This is a genomic window from Pantoea sp. USHLN298 (genome assembly GCF_037149395.1).
Lineage (GTDB): Bacteria > Pseudomonadota > Gammaproteobacteria > Enterobacterales > Enterobacteriaceae > Pantoea > Pantoea astica.
This window is the reverse complement of record NZ_JBBCRO010000001.1, coordinates 938,466-958,865: the sequence shown is the minus strand read 5'-3', so window position 1 is coordinate 958,865 and position 20,400 is coordinate 938,466. Positions and strand designations below refer to the sequence as shown.

The 20,400-nt window shown below is 57.2% G+C and carries 17 protein-coding genes and 1 pseudogene; 13 read left to right on the top strand and 5 right to left on the bottom strand.

All coding sequences use genetic code 11. The features are described 5' to 3' along the window. Nucleotides 1–100: 100 nt before the first annotated feature. Together WFK59_RS04595 and WFK59_RS04590 are read left to right on the top strand one after the other, a co-directional pair. Nucleotides 101–250 (top strand): annotated as a pseudogene (locus WFK59_RS04595) (LysR family transcriptional regulator); the annotation flags it as partial. Nucleotides 251–398: 148 nt separating this feature from the next. Continuing rightward, nucleotides 399–1,391, top strand: a complete 993-nt coding sequence (locus WFK59_RS04590; protein ID WP_336755113.1) for a zinc-dependent alcohol dehydrogenase family protein — start codon at nt 399–401, stop codon at nt 1,389–1,391. Nucleotides 1,392–1,476: 85 nt separating this feature from the next. Here WFK59_RS04590 and WFK59_RS04585 read toward each other — a convergent pair whose 3' ends face one another. Continuing rightward, entirely contained in the window at nt 1,477–3,138 is a 1,662-nt protein-coding gene (locus tag WFK59_RS04585; RefSeq protein WP_233984438.1) for a methyl-accepting chemotaxis protein, read from the bottom strand. A gap of 252 nt (nt 3,139–3,390) precedes the next feature. Here WFK59_RS04585 and WFK59_RS04580 point away from each other — a divergent pair, with 252 nt between their 5' ends. Beyond that, entirely contained in the window at nt 3,391–4,671 is a 1,281-nt protein-coding gene (locus WFK59_RS04580) for a mechanosensitive ion channel family protein (protein ID WP_233984439.1), read from the top strand. Between the two features lie 60 nt (nt 4,672–4,731). Here the strand turns inward: WFK59_RS04580 and WFK59_RS04575 are convergent, their stop codons facing one another. After that, complete coding sequence (locus WFK59_RS04575) at nt 4,732–4,995, bottom strand: hypothetical protein (RefSeq protein ID WP_336755139.1); 264 nt, start codon at nt 4,993–4,995, stop codon at nt 4,732–4,734. Nucleotides 4,996–5,460: 465 nt separating this feature from the next. Between WFK59_RS04575 and treZ the strand changes: the two genes are divergently transcribed. The 4 genes from treZ to WFK59_RS04555 all read left to right on the top strand — a co-directional run bounded on the left by treZ (nt 5,461) and on the right by WFK59_RS04555 (nt 12,792). Then, on the top strand, nt 5,461–7,248 hold the full coding sequence (treZ, locus tag WFK59_RS04570) for a malto-oligosyltrehalose trehalohydrolase (RefSeq protein ID WP_233984441.1): 1,788 nt from the start codon (nt 5,461–5,463) through the stop codon (nt 7,246–7,248). Continuing rightward, a complete protein-coding gene (treY, locus tag WFK59_RS04565) occupies nt 7,245–9,773 on the top strand; it encodes a malto-oligosyltrehalose synthase (protein ID WP_336755112.1) in 2,529 nt (842 codons plus the stop codon). Before treZ ends, treY begins: the two co-directional genes overlap by 4 nt. 62 nt (nt 9,774–9,835) lie before the next feature. Further along, a complete protein-coding gene (gene glgX, locus WFK59_RS04560) occupies nt 9,836–11,911 on the top strand; it encodes a glycogen debranching protein GlgX (protein ID WP_336755111.1) in 2,076 nt (691 codons plus the stop codon). Between the two features lie 116 nt (nt 11,912–12,027). After that, nucleotides 12,028–12,792: an SDR family NAD(P)-dependent oxidoreductase gene (locus WFK59_RS04555; protein WP_233984444.1), complete on the top strand. Its 765-nt coding sequence runs from the start codon at nt 12,028–12,030 to the stop codon at nt 12,790–12,792. Nucleotides 12,793–12,919: 127 nt separating this feature from the next. Here WFK59_RS04555 and WFK59_RS04550 read toward each other — a convergent pair whose 3' ends face one another. Then, the gene (locus WFK59_RS04550; RefSeq protein ID WP_094121385.1) at nt 12,920–13,192 is read right to left on the bottom strand and encodes a hypothetical protein; all 273 of its coding nucleotides are present in this window, start codon (nt 13,190–13,192) and stop codon (nt 12,920–12,922) included. A 541-nt stretch (nt 13,193–13,733) separates the two neighbouring features. Between WFK59_RS04550 and WFK59_RS04545 the strand changes: the two genes are divergently transcribed. Further along, complete coding sequence (locus WFK59_RS04545; protein WP_233984445.1) at nt 13,734–14,276, top strand: TetR/AcrR family transcriptional regulator; 543 nt, start codon at nt 13,734–13,736, stop codon at nt 14,274–14,276. Then, nucleotides 14,273–15,466, top strand: coding sequence for an MFS transporter (locus WFK59_RS04540; protein ID WP_336755110.1), 1,194 nt, complete (start codon nt 14,273–14,275; stop codon nt 15,464–15,466). The genes WFK59_RS04545 and WFK59_RS04540 overlap by 4 nt, the downstream gene beginning before the upstream one ends. A gap of 126 nt (nt 15,467–15,592) precedes the next feature. Here WFK59_RS04540 and WFK59_RS04535 read toward each other — a convergent pair whose 3' ends face one another. Next, nucleotides 15,593–15,826 (bottom strand): hypothetical protein, encoded by a 234-nt coding sequence (locus tag WFK59_RS04535; RefSeq protein WP_233984447.1) that lies wholly within the window; start codon nt 15,824–15,826, stop codon nt 15,593–15,595. 295 nt (nt 15,827–16,121) lie between these two features. On the opposite strand from WFK59_RS04535, the gene WFK59_RS04530 reads away from it, so the two are divergent. The 3 genes from WFK59_RS04530 to WFK59_RS04520 all read left to right on the top strand — a co-directional run bounded on the left by WFK59_RS04530 (nt 16,122) and on the right by WFK59_RS04520 (nt 18,452). Beyond that, the gene (locus WFK59_RS04530) at nt 16,122–16,646 is read left to right on the top strand and encodes a GNAT family N-acetyltransferase (RefSeq protein ID WP_336755109.1); all 525 of its coding nucleotides are present in this window, start codon (nt 16,122–16,124) and stop codon (nt 16,644–16,646) included. Between the two features lie 97 nt (nt 16,647–16,743). Next, entirely contained in the window at nt 16,744–17,970 is a 1,227-nt protein-coding gene (locus WFK59_RS04525; protein ID WP_336755108.1) for a diguanylate phosphodiesterase, read from the top strand. A gap of 248 nt (nt 17,971–18,218) precedes the next feature. Continuing rightward, complete coding sequence (locus tag WFK59_RS04520; RefSeq protein WP_233984450.1) at nt 18,219–18,452, top strand: DUF4060 family protein; 234 nt, start codon at nt 18,219–18,221, stop codon at nt 18,450–18,452. Between the two features lie 60 nt (nt 18,453–18,512). Here the strand turns inward: WFK59_RS04520 and anmK are convergent, their stop codons facing one another. Next, nucleotides 18,513–19,634: an anhydro-N-acetylmuramic acid kinase gene (gene anmK / locus WFK59_RS04515; protein ID WP_233988185.1), complete on the bottom strand. Its 1,122-nt coding sequence runs from the start codon at nt 19,632–19,634 to the stop codon at nt 18,513–18,515. Between the two features lie 284 nt (nt 19,635–19,918). Here anmK and slyB point away from each other — a divergent pair, with 284 nt between their 5' ends. After that, entirely contained in the window at nt 19,919–20,386 is a 468-nt protein-coding gene (gene slyB / locus WFK59_RS04510; RefSeq protein ID WP_094121943.1) for an outer membrane lipoprotein SlyB, read from the top strand. Nucleotides 20,387–20,400: the final 14 nt, after the last annotated feature.

Genomic DNA, 20,400 nt, shown 5'->3' with positions numbered 1-20,400 from the left:
ACTGCGTTATCACCGGTCGCTTAACTGACGAGCATCACGCATGATGAGTTCCTTTGCACGTCGCATTCTGTATGCTTCAACCTAACCGGAATCGGATGCTGCGCCCGGTAAAGTGCCAGAGATCCTGACGCAGTACCCTTCCGTTTCAAAACCAGTCTCAGTGATCTATCCAGACAGGCGTTATCTTTCACCGCAGGTGCGGGTGTTTATTGACTGGTTCAGCGACGTTTTTGCCCAACAGATGAACTGAGGGTGCGGATTGTTACTGCATAATTAATTCTGAAGTTCCGGAACGGCTATTTTTACCGCAGTGACAACCACGTAGATTGTTCGCAGATGAATCGGGCACACCTTTCGCACTACACGTAAGGTGTGCCGCTTACTAACGAGGTCTGAAAATGTCTAAAGTTGTTACCTTTAACCGCACCGGCGGTCCGGAAGTGCTGGAAATTGTTGATCAAGAGGTGCCTGCGCCTGCTGTCGGAGAAGTGCAGATTCGCGTTAAGGCTATTGGCCTTAACCGTGCGGAAATTATGTACCGTAATGGCGAATATGTAATTGATCCCGTGTTCCCGGCGCGCCTGGGTTATGAGGCTGCTGGCGTGGTTGAGGCCGTCGGTGACAATGTCGAAGGTTTCTCCCTCGGGGATGCCGTCAGCGTGATCCCTTCATTTATGTTTAGCGAATACGGTATGTACGGCGAACGGGTCAATGCACCGGTGCACGCGGTCGTGAAGCATCCTGAAAACCTTTCCTTCGAGGAAGCCGCCGCAAGCTGGATGATGTATGTCACCGCTTATGGTGCGCTGGTTGAATATGGCAACCTTCAGGCTGGTCAGAATGTTGTGATCCGCGCAGCATCAAGTAGCGTGGGCCTGGCGGCCATACAGATAGCTAATATGCTGGGTGCAAAACCGATCGCACTGACGCGCACCACTGAAAAAAGCGAAATGCTGCTGAAAGCCGGTGCTGCCGCCGTCATTGCGACAGCGGAGCAGGATATGGTTGCTGAAATCACTCGTGCAACAGACGGTGCGGGTGCCCACATTGTTTTTGATCCCGTTGGCGGCCCGGACGTGGCAAAACTGACTCAGGTGATGGCGCCGCAGGGCATATTCTTCCAGTATGGCGCGCTCGATAGCCGTGACATGCTTGTGCCAGTATTTGATATTCTCGGTAAGCATCTCACTCTGCGGGGATATGAGCTGTTTGAAATCACGACGGACTCCGAAAAACTGGCACGTGCAAAATCCTTCGTCGCTGAAGGTTTACGAGTCGGTAAACTGAAGCCGGTCATCGATAAAACGTTCCCGCTCGAACAGATTGCGGACGCACAGCGTTATATGGAGGCTAATGGTCAGGTCGGCAAAATCATTGTCACTGTAGAATGATGCTTCTCTTCATAACAGGTAATACCGTGTTGGCCCGGTAACCTGGCTATCGCTGGCCGTCAGCATCTGGCTGACGGCCATCCACTCAGAAGGCTTGCCAGTTCTGGTTATCCGCCTGCGGGCTGACCGCAGCAGGACGCAGTGGACTCAGCACCGGCCGGACCGGCTCGGCGGCAAACGCCGTCTGCAGGCTGCCGGTTTTGAACACCGACACGGTTTTACGCAGATAGCTGGCCTGCTCTTCCAGCGAGGCGGCGGCGCTGGCCGACTCTTCCACCAGCGCGGCGTTCTGCTGCGTCACGCCATCCATCTCTGACACCGCGATGCAGACCTGCTCAATGCCACGCGTCTGCTCGACCGACGAGGATGCAATCTCTTCGATCAGCTGGGTGACCCGGCTAACCGAGGTCACGATACTTTCCATCGCCTTACCGGCTTCAGAGGCATGGCCAGCCCCGGCTCTGATCCGCTCGGCTGAGCGATCGATCAGGCCACGGATTTCCTGAGCGGCACTGGCGCTGCGGCCTGCCAGTGAACGCACCTCGCCCGCCACCACCGCAAATCCGCGGCCCTGCTCACCGGCACGCGCCGCTTCAACTGCGGCGTTGAGCGCCAGAATATTGGTCTGGAAGGCGATGCTGTCGATAATCGCAATGATGCCAGCGATCTGCCCGGAGCTTTCACTGATCTGCTCCATATTAGCGATGACCCGAGCCACCGTCTCGCCGCCCTGGGTAGCAGTGGTCGAGGCCTGTTTCGATACCGCCGTGGCCTGCTGTGCATTGTCAGCGTTGAGCTTCACCGTCGAGGTCAGCTGCTCCATGCTGGCTGCCGTTTGCTCCAGCGCCGCCGCCTGCTGTTCAGTTCGGGACGAGAGATCGGTGCTGCCGGCTGAAATTTCCGCCGCGCCGGTAAAGATAGAGCGCGTGGCGTCATCAACTGAGGTGATGGTGACCACCAGCGCATCGCGCATCTGCTGCAGTTCAGTAATTAACAGCCCCATCTCATTGCGGCCTTCCTGCTGAATATCTGAGGTCAGATCGCCAGCCGATATCGCGCGAATATAGCCGGTCAGTCGGCTAAGCGGGCCGATAAGCCGTTTTTGTAATCCAACCCAGACGGCGAAAATGATCACTCCGGTCACCAGACCAAGGATCAGCAGGGTCCAGAGCGCGTCGGTCAGGCTGCGCTGGTTCTGTTCAGAGGTATTTTTCATCAGCTGAATGTTGACCGCACGCCAGGCTTCATAGGCACTGTCGAGCCGATCCTGCGCGGCCTGCGCTTCCAGATTGCCGTAAGCCTGATAGTTGCCCTGCTTCAGGAAGTTGACCGACGCCAGCATGGTGTCGTGCATTTGCTGATAGGCGGCCTGCACCTCAGCGGCCTGAGCCTCATCCTGTCCCGCTTTGCGTGGCAACGCCTGCCACGCACGATATTCAACATCGGCGGCGGCGGCGGACTGCCCTGCTTTATCCAGCAGTGACGCCATCGCGGCCAGTGACGCCGGGTCCTGCTGGTTTTTGAGAAAACGAATCGCCACCCGGTTAATGGTTACGCGGGTTTTAATCAGGGTTTTTACCGCATCGCTCAGGTGTTGCTGTTGCAGCGTCAGCTGTTCTGCCGCCACGAAGTTCTGGTCGGCTTTTGAGACGGCGTTATACAGCAGAAAGCCGGTCAGGCTCAGCAATGCGGTAAAGATTAAAAGTACCGCGAGAATACTGTGGGTTATTTTGAGATTTTTAAGCATTTCAGCAGGCTCATGTCAGAGGAGATAAAGCAGTTATCGGCTAGCAAGCGCTTTATCTGAGTGCTGCGATGCAACGAGGCGCGGCTAAGCGGGATAATCGGGCGGAAGCGCACACTTTTCGCGGCGTCTGCCGCTGTTCAGCGTCAGGATCGGTAAAACTGGCCGCCGGCCGCACTAAACGCATTCGGCGCTCAACAACCCGCGCCGCACTGTGGTTGAATTCGCCCCTTACATTTTTCGCACGTGGTTATCATGCATTACATTCAGAGTCTGATGAGTTTTATAGAGGGAAACAGGGTGCTGTCGGTCAGCTTCAGCCTGCTGCTGTTGATTATGGCCGGGATGGTCACTCACCTGATCTGCAAATTTTTCATCGTCAAAGTGATCAGAAAGGTCTTTTTCAGCAGCCACAAACAGGGCGTTCCGCTGGATAAAGATGTCCGGCTCTCTCAGAAGCTGTCGAATTTTGTGCCGGTGATTGTGGTCTACAATTTCCTGCAATTTATGCCAGGTCTGCCTGAGAATCTGAAAGTGGCGATTCAGACCATCTGCGGCATCCTGTTTTTTGTCTATCTGTCGATCTTCTTCAATGAAGTGCTGGAGATTGTTAACAACTCCTACTCGCGCAAATCGAAGCGTAAGAACCACTCGATCAAGGGCTATATCCAGATTGGCAAAATCCTGGTGCATATTATCGCCGCGATTATGATTCTGGCGATTATGTCCAACAAGTCACCGGCGATTATTATCTCCTCGCTGGGTGCGGTCGCCGCGGTGCTGATGCTGATCTTCCAGCATACGCTGCTATCGCTGGTGGCGAATATTCAGCTCTCTTCCAACGATGTGCTGCAACTGGGCGACTGGATTGAGATGCCGGACAGAAATATCAGTGGCGAGGTGATCGATATTGCGCTGCATACCATCACCATCCGCAACTGGGATAACACCATCTCGCGCATCCCGACCAAGAATTTCCTCACCGAGACCTACACCAACTGGCAGGCGATGTTCTCTTCAGGCGCGCGCCGTATCATGCGCAGCTTTTATCTGGATCAGAAGTCGATCACCTTTGTAAATCAGGAGAAGCTGCAGGCGATGAGCCAGATCCGCATCGCCAGCGAATCGATCACTGAGCTGCTGGATGGACGTGATATCAACGCGGTCGGCGACCGCTGGTTTATGGAGAACGGCATCACTAACCTGATGGTGTTCCGTAAATTCCTGACCGCCTGGCTGGCCCAGCGCGATGATATTAAAAAAGAGATGTATATCGTGGTGCGTCCGCTGAAGCCGTCACCGGATGGGTTGCCGGTGGAGATCTACTGCTTCACCTCATCTATTTTCTGGGCTGATTATGAGAATACCCAGGCGGCGATTTTTGAATATATTTACGCGATGGCCCGCTATTTTGATCTGCAGATTTATCAGCATCCGGCGGGTTCGGATTTCGCCCGGCTGGCCCAGCCGCGTGCAGAGAGTGCCGCCGGAAGTACTGCCGGAAGTGCCGATATCCGGCCTGGCGGCCCGCAGTAACCTGATCCACGGCGGCGTCCCGTGCGCCGCCTTCCCCCGCTCCGGCGATGAACCGCTGCGTCAGCTTTTGCTCAGGGCAAAGTTCAGCACCTTATCGTTCTTCATCTGTACCGTCAGCGTCTGCCCTTCGGTGGTGTTCAGGGTGCGCGCTTCGCTGTAGGTCCATTTCAGCAAACGCTGTCCATCCGGATAGGGCGTCTCGCTGTCAGGCAGACCAAACAGAGAAATCAGCTGCGCTTTGCTGGTCTGGCCGGGCTGGATATGCTGCAACCGCGCGGTATCCAGATTGTGCCCGACGCGATTAGAGCAGGCAGATAACAGCATCAGTAGCGCCACAAACAGGGCTTTTTTGCTCACGTAAGGTCCTTTTAAAATATAAATTCGCACTGCTGTCGTCCGGCACGCCTGACGAAGGCAGGTTAGCCAGCTTATACGGAATCGACCGGCTCCGGCAGGATTTTCTGCGCGGCTTTGGCGCACGATGAACCGCCCGGAGGATGCGAATCCACGCCATTAACGCAAATTCCCGCCTCTGTAAGACCCGCTGCCCTGCGATCGCGACATCTTAGTCTATGATTATTCTTCGTATGCCGCGTGGAAGCGGTCTCATTCCTGACTTCCCGCCGCATCACGCTGAATACCAGTCCAGGATCCTGGCTGAAGAGACGCGCCAACCCATTTGGCATCCTGGTCTCGCTGACATGTTTATGTTTTTGAAGCTCGCATCATCGGCATCATTTCCGCGCGATGGCGATCATTGCGCATTTCCAGGTTAAACGAGGCAACTGAATGGAATCCAAATCATTTTTTAAAAGCTGGGGCGCCGAGCGGGTGTCCGGCGATGAGGTCCGTTTCCGTCTCTGGGCAACGGGCCAGCAACGCGTGACCCTGCGGCTATCCGGCAAAGATATTGAGATGACACGCCAGCCTGATGGCTGGTTCGAAACTCAGCTGGGCGGCGTCGCGCCCGGTGCCGAATACGATTTTGTGCTGGCCGACGGTACCTCGGTGCCCGATCCCGCGTCGCGCGGTCAGAAAGATGACGTCAACGGCCCGTCGCTGGTGATCGATCCTGAGGCTTACGCCTGGCAGAACACCGACTGGCAAGGCCGTCCGTGGCAGGAGTCGGTGGTGTATGAACTGCACATCGGCACCTTTACGCCGCAGGGCACCTTCCAGGCGGCGATTGAAAAACTGCCGTGGCTGGCGGAAAACGGCATCACCATGATTGAAGTATTACCGGTTTCGCAGTTCGGCGGCAATCGCGGCTGGGGCTACGACGGCGTGCTGCTGTATGCACCCCATGCCGCCTACGGCACGCCGGATGATTTCAAAGCCTTTGTCGATGCGGCGCACGGTCACGGCCTGTCGGTGGTGCTGGATATCGTGCTGAACCACTTTGGCCCGGAAGGCAACTATCTGCCGCTGCTGTCGCCAGACTTTTTCCATAAAGAGCGCCAGACGCCGTGGGGCGCCGGCATCGCTTATGACGTTGACGCGGTGCGCCGTTATATCACCGAAGCCCCGCTCTACTGGCTGAAAGAATTTAACCTCGATGGCCTGCGCTTCGACGCCATCGATCAGATCGAAGATCCGGCCGATAAACATGTGCTGATTGAGATTGCTGAACGCATCCGGGCTGAGATTACCGATCGGCCGATTCACCTGACCACCGAAGATTGCCGCAACGTCACCTTCCTGCATCCGCGCGATGAAAACGGTCAGGCACCGCTGTTTACCGGCGAATGGAATGATGACTTCCACAATGCGGTCCACGTACTGGCGACCGGCGAAAAGCATGCCTATTACCAGGACTTCGCCGATCGACCGGAGCAGCGGGTTGCCCGCGCGCTGGCGGAAGGTTTCGTTTATCAGGGCGAAGTGTCGCTGCAGTCAGGCGAGCCGCGCGGCGTTGACAGCCGCAGCCAGCCACCGGTCGCCTTTGTCGACTTCATTCAGAACCATGACCAGGTGGGTAACCGCGCACAGGGCGAAAGGCTGGTGAGCCTGGCCGGCGTGGAACGTACCCAGTTGCTGCTGGCCACGTTACTGCTGTCGCCGCACATACCGCTGCTGTTTATGGGCGAAGAGTATGGCGAAACGCAGCCGTTCCTGTTCTTCACCGATTTCCATGGCGATCTGGCCAAAGCGGTGCGTGAAGGCCGTGCCCGAGAGTTTGAAGGTCATGCTGGTCACGAAGGTGAAAGCGTGCCGGACCCTAACGATCCGCAGACCTTTGCCGATTCAAAGCTGGACTGGGAGAAGCCCGATACGCCGGAAGGCCAGCAGTGGCTGGCGCTGACGCGCAGGCTGCTGCAACTGCGCCAGCAGCACATTGTGCCGCTGCTGCAGACCGCGGGCGGCAACAGCGGTCAGGTGGTCAACACCGCGCCCGGTTTCTTCGCAGTGCGCTGGGACTTCCCTGAGGGCACGCTGTCACTGGCGCTCAACCTCAGCGACCGGCCGCAGCCGATTGCCGATCTGCCGGGTGAGACCATCTTTGCCTGGCCGCAGGAGAGCCCCGAACTGGCACCAGAGTCGATTGTGGTTCGTCTGGATCAAGGAGCCGCACAATGAATATCCCAACCGCCACCTATCGTATCCAGTTCCGCAACGGCATGACGCTTGATCGTGCCGCGGCGCTGGTCCCCTATCTGAAGCAGCTTGGCATCAGTCATCTTTACGCCTCGCCGATCTTCAGCGCCACCGCCGAATCCACCCACGGCTATGACGTCACCGACGTTAACCAGATCGAACCCTCGATCGGTGGCCGTGCCGGCTTTGATCGGATGGCGGCGGCGCTGAAAGCGGCCGGTCTTGGGCTGATCCTCGATATCGTCCCCAACCATATGGCCGCCTCGCTGGAGAACCCGTGGTGGCGCGACGTGATCGAGCACGGCGAACAGAGTCAGTATGCCCACTACTTTGACATTGACTGGTCACGCCGCCTGACGCTGCCGTTCCTTGGCGACACCTTCGAGGCGGTGCTGGCCAACGGCGAGATCAGCGTGCAGCGCGACCCGCAGAGCGGCAAACCGGCGCTGGCCTACTACGACAACTATTATCCGCTGGCCCCGCACACCTGGCAGGGCCGCGAAGAAGCGGTGCTCGGCCTGCGCGACCCGGCACAGATTGCCGCGCTGCATGACCAGCAGCCGTGGCGTCTGATGTCGTGGCGTGACGCACCCAACGACCTCTCCTATCGCCGCTTCTTCGAAGTGACCGGCCTGGTCGGGGTTCGGGTAGAAGATAAAGCGGTGTTTGATGCGGCGCATCAGCTGATCCTGGAACTGGTCCACAGCGGCGCGGTGCAGGGGTTGCGCGTCGATCACGTCGATGGTCTGGCCGATCCGCGCGGCTATCTTGAGCAGTTACGCCAGGCCGCTGGCCCCGATTGCTACCTCACGGTAGAAAAAATCCTGGGCGAGAACGAGCAGTTGCCGGATGAGTGGCCGGTTTCCGGCACCACCGGTTACGAGTTTATGGCGGCGCTGGCGAATGTGCTGGTGGATGGTAATCGCCTCAGTGCGCTGCGCAAGGCTTATCAGACCGTGATCGGCAAAACGGTCGACATGAAAGCTGAGCTGCGTGCGGCCAAGTTACTGATGGCTAATCGCAACTTCGCAGGCGAATTTAACCGTCTGCTGCAGCTGGCTCTCGGCATCGCCCGCCACGACGGCACGCCGCAACCGGAAGCTGAACTGAAGAACGCGCTGCGCGAACTGCTGGTGGCATTTCCGGTTTACCGCACTTACGGCACGCCGCAGGGCCTGACGCCTGCCGATAACGCGCTGCTGCAACAGGTGGTCAGCCAGGTCAAATCCAGTGCCAGCGCGCCGGATGTGGATGCGCTTGACCTGCTGGTGCGCATTCTGCGCGGCGAGGTCACGGCAGCCGCCACCGAAGACGCCGCCCAGTTCCGCACCCGCTTCCAGCAACTGACCGGTCCGCTGATGGCGAAGTCGGTGGAGGACACCCTCTTTTTCCGTCAGCACATGGCGCTGGCGTTAAACGAAGTGGGTGCCGAACCGCTGGCGCGTCACTTTTCGCTGGATCAGTTTCATGCCGAAATGCAGGCGCGGCGCGAACATCAGCCCGACGCGCTCTCCGGCACCTCAACCCATGACACCAAGCGCGGCGAAGATGCCCGCGCCCGGCTCTATACCCTGACCGAAGCGCCGGAGCGCTGGGCAGAGTGCGTCGCCCGCTGGCGGGAGATGAATCAGGCGAAGGTCGTCCGCCTGAAAGATGGCGCGGCACCGGAACCGGCGGTGGAATGGATGCTGTATGAAGCGCTGGCCGGCGTCTGGCCACCGACGCTGCAGCCCGACGATGCTGCCGGACTGGCGGCGCTGGAAGCGCGCTTCGTGGTTTACGTCGAAAAAGCGCTGCGTGAAGCGAAATTACGCACCGACTGGGCAGACAACAATGATGCCTATGAACAGGCGGTCCTCGATTATGCCCGTCATCTGCTGGCACCGGACAATATCGCTTTCCTGCGCGATTTCTGCTCCGCCCTGCAGCCGTTTGTGCGGGCCGGACTGGTTAACAGCCTGACGCAGACGGTGGTGAAACTCACCGCGCCCGGCGTCCCGGATATTTATCAGGGCAGCGAGGCGCTGGATTTCAGCCTGGTCGATCCGGATAACCGGCGCGAACCCGATTTTGCCGCGCTGGCGGCGATGCTGGACCAGCCGCAGCAGGATCAGGATGACGGTCACTGGCTGCGCGGTCAGGTCAATCAGCAGGCCATTGCCCGCTTGCTGGCAGTGCGTCAGCAGCAGCCGTCGCTGTTCCGCCACGGTGACTATCTGCCGCTGACCGCCCACGGCGAGCATCAGGATCGGGTAGTGGCATTTGCCCGTCAGCACCAGCATCAGGCGGTGATCGTGATTGTCCCGCGGCTGGTGTTGAATCACCTGCCGGAAACGCTGGATCAGCCGCCGGCAGACCACTGGGCCGCGACTGAAATCGCCCTGCCGTCCTCACTTAGCCAGCATCGCTACCGCGATCTGCTGAGTGGCAACGAGATTGTGCCCGGTGACCGGCTGCAACTGGATAACCTTGTGTCGGGCTGGTGTGCCGTGCTGCTGGCGCTGTAAGGGTCCGTTTTCAGGAAGTTTTTTTTAACGCGTCAATCTGGTCATTGAATAACGAGGCATAAATGTCAAACAGTAAGCGTTTTGAAATCACGGCGGGCTACAGCCATCAGCTTGGGGCAAACTTTGATGGTCAGGGCGTCAACTTCGCTCTGTTCAGCGCCCATGCCGAGCGGGTCGAGCTTTGTCTTTACGATCCAGGCGGCAAAACCGAAATCGCCCGGCTGGAACTGCCGGAATTTACCCATGAGGTATGGCACGGCTATGTGCCTGGGCTGCAACCGGGCGCGCTGTATGGTTATCGCGTTTACGGTCCCTACGATCCGGAAAACGGCCACCGTTTTAACCCGAATAAGTTACTGCTCGATCCCTACGCCCGTGAACTGGCTGGCGACATTGAGTGGAACGAGGCGCACTTTGCCTATGACCTCTATCACGAAGACAAAGATCTGACCTTTGACAGCCGCGACAGCGCGCCGTTTACCCCTAAATGCCGGGTGATCGATCCGAATGAGTTTGACTGGCAGGATAAGCATCGTCCCAACGTGCCCTGGCCGAAGACGGTGATTTATGAAACTCACGTTAAAGGCTTCACCCAGCTCAACACCGCGCTGCCTCCGGAAATGCGCGGCACCTTCGATGGCATGAGCCACAAATCCACCGTCGATTACATCAAAAGTCTGGGCATCACCTCTGTCGAACTGCTGCCGGTACACTGGTTCCCGGACGATCAGCATCTGCTGGACAAAGGGCTGAAAAACTTCTGGGGCTACAACACGCTCGGCTTCTTCGCGCCCGCCACCCGTTACTTCGGTCCGCGCGGTATTCAGGGCTTCCGTGACATGGTGCGCGCATTCCACGATGCCGGTATCGAGGTGATTCTCGACGTGGTCTATAACCACACCGCTGAAGGGAATGAGCTGGGCCCGACGCTGTCGTTTAAAGGCATCGATAACTTCTCTTACTACCGCACCCTGCCCGACCAGCATCGTTACTACATCAACGATACCGGCACCGGCAACACCGTGAATACCTCGCATCCACGGGTGCTGCAGATGGTGATGGATTCGCTGCGTTACTGGTCTGAATCGATGCATATCGACGGTTTCCGCTTCGATCTCGGCACCATTCTCGGCCGCGAACCCGAAGGATTCGATCCACGCGGCGGCTTCTTTGATGCCGTGATGCAGGACCCGATTCTGTCACAGAAAAAACTGATTGGTGAACCCTGGGATATCGGTCCGGGCGGCTATCAGGTCGGTGGCTTCCCGCCGGGCTGGGCAGAGTGGAACGACCAGTACCGCGATACGGTGCGCGATTACTGGAAAGGCAACAACGTCTCGACCGACTTCGCGGCGCGTCTGCTGGGATCGGGCGATCTCTACGACCAGCGCGGTCGCCGTCCGTGGGCCAGCGTCAACTTCATCACCGCTCACGATGGCTTCACCCTCAACGATCTGGTGTCGTATAACGACAAGCACAACGATGAGAATGGCGAGGACAACAACGACGGGCACAACGATAACCGTTCGTACAACTACGGCGCGGAAGGTCCGACCGACGATGAGAACATTAACGCAGTGCGCGAACGTCAGAAGCGTAACTTCCTCGCTACTCTGATTTTCTCACACGGGACCCCGATGCTGCTGGCGGGCGATGAGTTTGGCCGCAGCCAACTGGGTAACAACAACGGCTACTGCCAGGATAGCGAAATCTCCTGGGTTCACTGGGATAACCTGCCGGAGTCCGCCGAGGCGCTGCGTGAATTTACCCGTCAGATCCTGAAGTTGCGCGCCGATCAGCCACTGCTGCGCCGTGAAAACTGGCGCGATGGCATGGATATCAAATGGTTCAACGCCGGTGGCGGCTTCCAGCAGGCGGAACAGTGGGATGAAGGCTCAACGCTGGGCGTCTACATCGGGCGGCCGGACCTGCAAACTGAAGAAGGCATCTGGCACGACGTCCTGATGCTGTTCAATCCGTTTGAAGGCAATGTGCCGTTCCAGATTCCGCAGTTTGGCGAAGGCGGCTGGGTGCTGGAGCTGACCACCAGCGATACCGCGAAGCGCGGTCTGGTGATCACCAAAGAGAAGGATTTCGAGCTGGAAGGCCGCAGCTTCGCCCTGTTCAGACGTCCGTAGGGTTAAGGCAAGGCAATCAAGCGCAGCGCATTTCGCGCTTCGCTTGAGTTTCTGGCTGTGACTGCCAGGCTTAACCGGTTGTTTACGATGAATATTGATGCTGACAAGGAGGCATAATGTCCAGATTTACGCAGAAGGTTGTGGTTGTGACAGGTGCCGGCTCCGGTATTGGCGAAGCGGCAGCTAAACGCTTTGCTGAAGAAGGCGCATCGGTCGTGCTGGTGGGACGGACGCAGGAAAAGCTGGAAAAAACCCATGCCGGACTGGCTGCGGGCGATCATCTGGTTGCTGCCTGTGACGTTTCCGACGCTGACCAGGTCAGACAACTGTCAGAAAAAGTACTGGATAAATATGGCCGGGTTGACGTGCTGGTCAATAATGCCGGGGTGATCGTTCAGGGCCGGATTCATGAGGTCGAACTTGACGCATGGAAAACGCTGATGAAAACCGACCTGGATGGCGTCTTCCACGGCGTACACTATTTCATGCCCGCCCTGCTGCGCAGTAAAGGCAACGTGGTGAATATCTCCTCGGTTTCCGGTTTAGGCGGCGACTGGGGCATGAGCATCTATAACGCCGCGAAGGGTGCTATCACCAACTTTACCCGCGCCCTGGCAATGGATTACGGCGCGGACGGCGTGCGGGTCAACGCTATCTGTCCGGGCTTTACCTTTACCGATTTAACCGAAGATATGAAAGATAATCAGCCGTTACTGGAGCGCTTTTACGATCGAATCCCGCTGCGGCGTGCCGGAGAAGCGGACGATATCGCCCGTGCGATTGTCTTTATTGCCAGCGATGAGGCCAGTTATATTACCGGCGTAAACCTGCCGGTGGACGGCGGTATTACCGCTTCTAACGGCCAGCCTAAACAGGCTTAATCGTCTCCGCTATATAATCAAAAAGGCAGCGTATTCACGCTGCCTTTTTTCTGTTTATTAATTGCCGCGACTCACGGCTTATTGATTATCTGCCGATCCAGGCCGTCACGCTGTAGCGACAGCGGAATTAATGTTTAGGCGTGTGACGGGTTGGCGTTGCGGCGCGCGCAGGCTTAATTACCGTACTACTGGTGGGGCAGATAAAATTATTCAGGCAAACACTGCACATAGTGGCATTAGCGTGATGAATTTTCGCAACGGTTAATGCCTGTTGACGGGTATAAAGCGAACCAATAAACACGCGCTTATCGCTTTTTAACAGATTAACGCAACCTTCTTTGTGTAAAATCCATCCACCCATGGGACGTGGGCACAGATAATAATAACTGGCTTTGAGCATGGTATTCATCCTAATCGTTGCTGTATGTATCTTAAAAAAACCGACAAAATTCGTAAGGGCTTATGTTTTTATCTGAAGCTTTATTAAACTAACTGAGAGTTATGCTTAAAACCACTTTATTGTACCGGTTAAACTGACTTTGAGATTTAGCCGTTTTCAGAGACCTGAGTCGCTTTAGTCGCTCAGTGCGACATAACCCCGGCTTTGCCTCCCCGCCGCCAGTCCCATTCAGCCTGCTAATCAATATCACTGGTAAATCATTCTAAAATAAATGATTAAAATCAAAACTTTAACTCAACAACCCCTGCGACCGCATCCGAAGATGACACGGGTTTGATTAACCTGGCTGTGGCAAAAAGTGGACACCGTCAGGTCAACGATGAGCGCTCATAAACTGAAGCATAATCGTCCGGTCATTTTCTGCTGGCCTCAAAAAAGCGCAGCCGGAACAGAGCCTGACTGTGAGGTTTATCAGTTAAGGCACACGCAACAAAAGTGAACGCGCCTTGAAAAAGTAAAACGATCGGTTTACTTTTAAACTATGAAAAAGAGAGACGATATTATTCAGGCGGCCGAGCGGGTGTTCTATGCCAGCGGTTTTCACGCCACCAGTACCGACCAGATTTGCCGCGAGGCGGGCGTCTCCACGCGCACGCTTTACCATCACTTTGCCTCCAGGGAGGCACTGACCGCTGCGGTGATGCACGCCCGGGAACAACGCTTTATGGCGGACCTCTGTGCGCCACAGCAGCCAGAAGCGATTGCCCGGCTGTTTCAGGTGCTGGGCGAGTGGACGCAGGCGAATGGCGCGAAAGGCTGCTTCTTTCTCAAAGCCTGGGGCGAATATGCCGAGCGGGATGCCACCCTCGCCGGTCAGGCGCTGGCCTTTCGCACCACGCTGCGTGACTACATTCGCGACTGCGTCACCGCAGTACAGGGAAAAGAGAATCGGCTGCTGAGCGACGCCATCTGGATGCTGTTTGAAGGAGCGATTACTTCGGCGCTGATTATCGGTCATGCTGCCGCCAATCAGGCCGGCACCCTGGCCATCCAGCTGCTGCAACCGCAGGGCGCGGCGGAATGAGGTCCGCGAGCGCACTGGCGCTGACCGGATTTAGCCTGATTGCGGTGACCTATGGCATGGCGAGATTTTCGTGGGGGCTGATGCTGCCTGCGATTTCGGCCGATATTCCGTTGAGTCCGCAGCGGGCAGGTTTGCTCTCTGCCTGCAGCTTTGTGGCTTACTGCCTGACCATTCTGGCGGCGGCCTCGCTGGCGCGACGGTGGGGTTCGCGCCGCGCCGCACTGCTGGCGTCGCTCTGCGCAGCGACAGGGCTGCTGCTGCTTGCCTGTGCCTCTTCCGCGCTGCTGCTGGCGATCGGGCTGTTTATCGCCGGACTCAGTTCTGGCCTGGCGTCTCCGGCGCTGGCTGCCGCCGTCAGTCAGCGGATCAGCCCTGCCCGGCAGCCGCGCATCAATACCCTGATCAATGCCGGCACCAGTGGCGGGATCATGCTGACGGTACCTGTGCTGGCGGCCTTACCGGGCGGCTGGCGGGCGTCCTGTCTGCTGTTCGCCCTGCTGGCGCTGGTGTCTATATGGCCGATCATGCGCGCACTGCCCGGTGAGGCGGCCGCCGCTGACGCGACCCGCCAGCCCTGGCATCAGCAACTGTTTCGCCGTTCAATGATCCGCCTGATCGCCATTGCCTTCGTGTCCGGCCTGGCGAGCGCCGCCTGGTGGAGCTTCGGCTCAGCCCTGCTGCGCCAGCATGTCGGCCTGGAACCCGCCACCACCCGCCTGCTGTGGCTGGTGGCAGGCGGCGCGGGCATTATCGGCGTGGCTACCGGGCCGGTCGCAGCCCGGATCGGTCTGAACGCCGTTTACCGGCTGTCGCTGTCAGCGATGGCGCTGCCACTGCTGGTCATCGCCTTCAGCCACGGTAATTCCGCCGGCTTACTGATAGCGGTGGCCTGTTGCGGTGCCGGTTACGTCACGCTGTCAGGGGTGCTGCTGGTCTGGGGCGCGCAGGCCACCGAAGAGGAACCTGCAACCGGCGTCGGCTTGTTGTTTTTCATGCTGGCTGTCGGCCAGGTAGCGGGATCGCTGCTGTTTGGTCAGGGGTATGCTGCGCTGGGTGCGGTCACTACTCTGGTTCTGTTTGCTGCCAGCGCGCTGCTGTTGCTCTTTTTTACGCCGCCAGAAGCCGCAGATTCTGAAGGCAAAAAAACCCCGCACGCTGCGGCTGAAATAACGTTACAGAGAAAACGCTGACATGACTGGGCAGCACGGCCAGAACGACGTTCACGCTTTTGCGGCGAATCGGTGTTTAATCGGTTGTGCGTAAGCAATAAAACAAATAAACCCACAGCCGCCTGTTTTCATTGCTGCGCTGATAAATCAGATAACGCGGATATTATTAATTCTCGGATTAATCGTCTGGTTTAACAGATCCTGTTCCGGCCCCAGATAATAAGGCACGGCACACTGCTTACCATCTTTGGTAAAAATAACCTGATTATCATGCAGAAACAGCGCAGTGAAATGGCCCAGCACCACGCCATTTAATTCAAAACAGTATTTTCTGGCTTCACGAAGCCCCTGCTTGCTATTCAGAAAATCAACAAATCGCATCACGCTGCGTCTCCTGGCAAATTTCATCCGCTCTGCTTGTTTATTACACAGAGATCAGGCGGAGGATAATATCCATAAGCGCAGCGCGGATCATTATGCTGGCGCGGTTTTCAGAAAAGACTGAATAGCCAATAATCAGTCAGGCTGAACAGATCAAATAACCGCAGCATTCTTCCCCGACTGACGCGGTCAGAGGAAATCGTTATGGTGCGGTCTGTGCATATTGCGCGGCAAAAGCGCGCGCTTTATTGTGGTTTTTTAGTCAGCATCACCGTGCAGGGCCAGGAGAGAGATAATGGAAATTTTTGACGCGGATTCACGTCATATCAGGGCGATCCAGCAGATTTATGCCTGGCATGTCCTTAACGGCACCGGCTCATTTGAAACCGTTGCGCCGGATGAAGCGGAGATGGCGCAGCGGCTGAATAAGATTCAGCAGGCGGGCCTGCCGTGGTTCATCGCTGTGAGTGACGGCGAGGTGCGGGGCTTCTGTTATCTGGCGCCCTACCGTCCCCGTCACGCCTATCGTTATACGCTGGAAGACTCAATCTATATCGATCCACAGTTTCTTCAGCGCGGCGTCGGCTCGCGTTTGCTGCGTCACGCTATCGCCTGGGCTGAACAGGCGGGTTACCGTCAGTTGATTGCTAATGTCGGAGACAGCGAGAACCGCGCATCGGTTGCCCTGCATTGCGCGGCGGGCTTTGAATTGGTGGGAACGCTGAGGTCGGTCGGCTTTAAACATGGCCGCTGGCTCGATACCGTTTTCCTGCAGCGAGCGCTGGGTGCCGGGGATGCTCTGCTGCCCGCTGACAATTAAATGCGTTCCGGAGCAATAAAGGCGGCCAGGCCTCGTTCACCGCTGATAAACCTTCTGGTAATGTGTGCGGACAAAAACAAAAAATCCGGAAGCCTTTATGTTGTCGACAATCATTTACCGCAGCCATATCGCCGGGCACGTACCGGTGAAATCGCTAAACGATTTGGCGGTAAAAGCTAATAAAATCAATGAATCCTCTGGTATTTCCGGCATTTTGCTGTTCAACGGCACGCATTTTTTCCAGGTACTGGAAGGTCCGGAACAGGCGGTAAAGGCGATCTATAGCCGGATTTGTCAGGACCCGCGTCATCATAACCTGGTGGAACTGATGCGCGATTATGCGCCATCACGCCGCTTCGGCAACGTGGGCATGGAGCTGTTTGACCTGCGGCAACATGATAAAGAGTCAGTGCTGGACGCAGTGCTGGCCAGATGCACCACAAAATTCCAGCTCACCTATGCCGATCGCGCGCTGCAGTTTCTGCGGACTTTTGTCGAAGCACGGGAAAAAGAGAACTATTACGAGATCCCGGCTGCCAGCAGCTGGACCTTTATCCGTGATGAATCACCCCGACGCGACGGTGAAGCGGCGCTGATTGCGGCTGATGAAGTGAGTTTTGCCTTTCAGCCGATTGTCGATCCTCTTGCCTGTGAAATTGTCTCGCTGGAGGCGCTGCTGCGCGGTCCACAGGGTGAACTGCCGCTCGACTATTTTGCACAGCTGCCGCGCGATCAGATCTACCTGACCGATCTGCAGTCGAAGAAGAGAGCCTTTGCCCAGGCTAAACAGCTGGGCATTGAGGGGCTGACGCTCTCGATTAATCTGTTGCCGATGACGCTGGTGGAAGTGCCTGATGCAGTGCCGTTCCTGCTGGATGAAATTGCCGCTCAGGGTCTGGTGCCTGAGCAGATCATGGTGGAGTTCACTGAAAATGAAGTGATCTCCCGCCTTGATGAGTTTGAAGCCGCGATTAAGCAGCTGAAGGCGGCCGGTATCAGCCTGGCGCTGGATGATTTCGGAGCTGGTTTTGCCGGACTGTCGCTGCTGACGCGCATCCAGCCGGATAAGATCAAGATCGACCGCAATATTATCAGCGGCGTTCACAAGAGTGGTCCTAAGCAGGCGATCATTCATGCGATCCTGAAATGCTGCTCCTCACTGGAAATTTCCGTTATCGCCGAAGGCATTGAACAGCCTGAAGAGTGGATGTGGCTGGAAGCCGCGGGCGTCTCGCAGTTTCAGGGATATCTGTTCGCCAGGCCGCAGCTTAACGGCATCGCGGCGGTCGCCTGGCCAGAACTGAACGCAACCCAGATCCTCTGACGTCATCGCACAGTCTGCGATTTAGACGAATCTGTCCCGCCCCGCCTTGCCGGATCGGCCCGGTGCTGCTAATAAATAAGCAGCACCGGGTGATGATCTTCATCTCTCTGTCATCTCCCGGCTGCAAAGTCAGCCATTATCAACCCGTTATTACCCCCGATGTTTAGCAGTCAGATGTTCAGTGTTTAGGCCGACGCAGCGCGCACAGCGTGCAACGTGACTCCCAGGGACAGCATTTGAGGAACTGAATGAAGCACATCATCCGCGGTGATAAAGAGCCCGCCCATATCCTGGCCGCAACGCGTGCGCTCGAAGCGCACTATTCTCGCTATGGAGAAGGCAATAAATACCACCCCATCATCTATTCCATCGCCTATCGCAGCCGGTATTACCAGGTTGAAGTCATTACCCGCCGTGAAACCATGGTTGCCACGGTGATCACCGGCGTGCGCAATCTGACCCATCTCTCGGGCGCAGCCTGACAGACGGCGTATCCCTTCATCAAACGGGGGCGCTTCGCCCCCGAATCGTCAGAGTGAATCTCAGCGCCGGTAGAGCACATTGGCCGGGTAGATCGCGCCAATCACGCTCTTTTCCCGCGCGCCGGTGACCGCAGGCAGATTGCCCGGTAAGCCTGAGAGCGTGCGGAAAGCGAGCCAGGCAAATGCCAGCGCTTCCATATCGTCACCGCTGATCCCTGCGGCATCGGTGGTGGTCACTTCGGTGCCCGGCAAATGGGTGGCCAGACGGGCCATCAGCAGCGGATTGCGGCTGCCGCCACCACACACCAGCAGACGATCGCAGCCATCATTGAGCTGCACCTGCCGGGAGATAGTGATGGCGGTCAGCTCCACCAGCGTGGTCTGCACATCCTGCGGCGCCAGCCCAGGGAAGTGGCGCAGATGCTGCTCCAGCCAGCCGAGGTTAAAATGTTCCCGTCCGGTGCTCTTCGGCGGCGGCAGGGCAAACCACGGCTCGCGCAGCATCGCCTCCAGCAGTGCCGGGATCAGAGTGCCACTGCGCGCCCATTGTGCATCCTGATCGTAGGCTTTGCCCTGATTGCGCCAGATCCAGGCATCCAGCAACATGTTGCCGGGTCCGGTATCAAAACCGCGCACCGGCTGGCCGGGAAACAGCAGCGAGAGATTAGCGATGCCGCCAATGTTCAGCACCATGCGGCGTTCCGTGGCGTCCATTAACAGCGCCTGATGGAAAGCGGGCACCAGCGGCGCGCCCTGCCCGCCGAGCGCCATATCGCGGCGGCGAAAATCCCCGACAACGGTCACGCCGGTTGCCGCAACGATCCGGTTGTTATCGCCAATCTGTAACGTATTCGGGGCGGCACTTTGCGGTTCATGCCAGACGGTCTGCCCGTGACAGCCTATCGCGACCACATCGCTCGCCTCCAGCGATTCGCGCTGCATTAAGGTCAGCACCGCATCGGCAAACAGCTGGCCCAGCCGGGTATCGAGCTGTCCGAGCTGTGACAACGTCAGGCTTTGTCCCTGGCAAACCGCCAGAACGGCCTGGCGCAGATCGGGCGGCATCGGATGGCAGTAGCTGGCCTGCTGCGCCACCAGATTCTCATCAATCGCCGCCAGTACCACATCCACCCCGTCCAGGCTGGTGCCCGACATCACACCAATATAACGTCCTGATTTTATAGCCATTGTTTTCTCCCCGCTGGAGGTGCGAATCATTGCGATTAGCCTGACAAAATACGCAGGCTAATTCTATGATTAAATTATTTATTTCTCAGAGCTGGCGAGCCGGTAACGCAACGGCACTATTTTTCTCCGTCGATTGAATTATTGTTAACCTTACAGAGTCTATGCTTCTGTCCAGCCGTGTTTTATTCGGACAAGGATTAATTTGCCAGGTTTGTGTCTTATACTGTGTGCAGGATATCGCGATAAACGTGGCGCCTTCTCGACTAAAGGAGTTTCAAATGATTAAGCGTGTAGTGGTGGTCGCTTTGACCGGTGTGATGCTGGCAGGTTGTAGCAACACAAGTACGCTGTCGGGTGATACCTACAGTGCCAGTGAAGCCAAACAGGTTCAGAGCGTCTCTTACGGTACTCTGGTCTCGGTTCGTCCGGTGAAAATTCAGGGCGGAGATGAGAGTAACGTGATTGGTGCCATCGGTGGTGCCGTGCTGGGTGGTTTCCTCGGTAACACCATTGGTGGTGGCAGCGGACGTAGCCTGGCAACAGCCGGCGGTGCGGTACTGGGCGGCGTAGCCGGTCAGGGCGTACAGGGCGCGGTGAACAAGACTGATGGTGTTGAGCTGGAGATCCGTAAGGATGATGGTAACACTATCATGGTGGTACAGAAGCAGGCCGCAACGCGCTACTCGGTTGGTCAGCGTGTGGTGATGGCATCGAACGGCAGCCAGGTGACCGTTTCACCTCGCTAAGGCGAATGATGTGA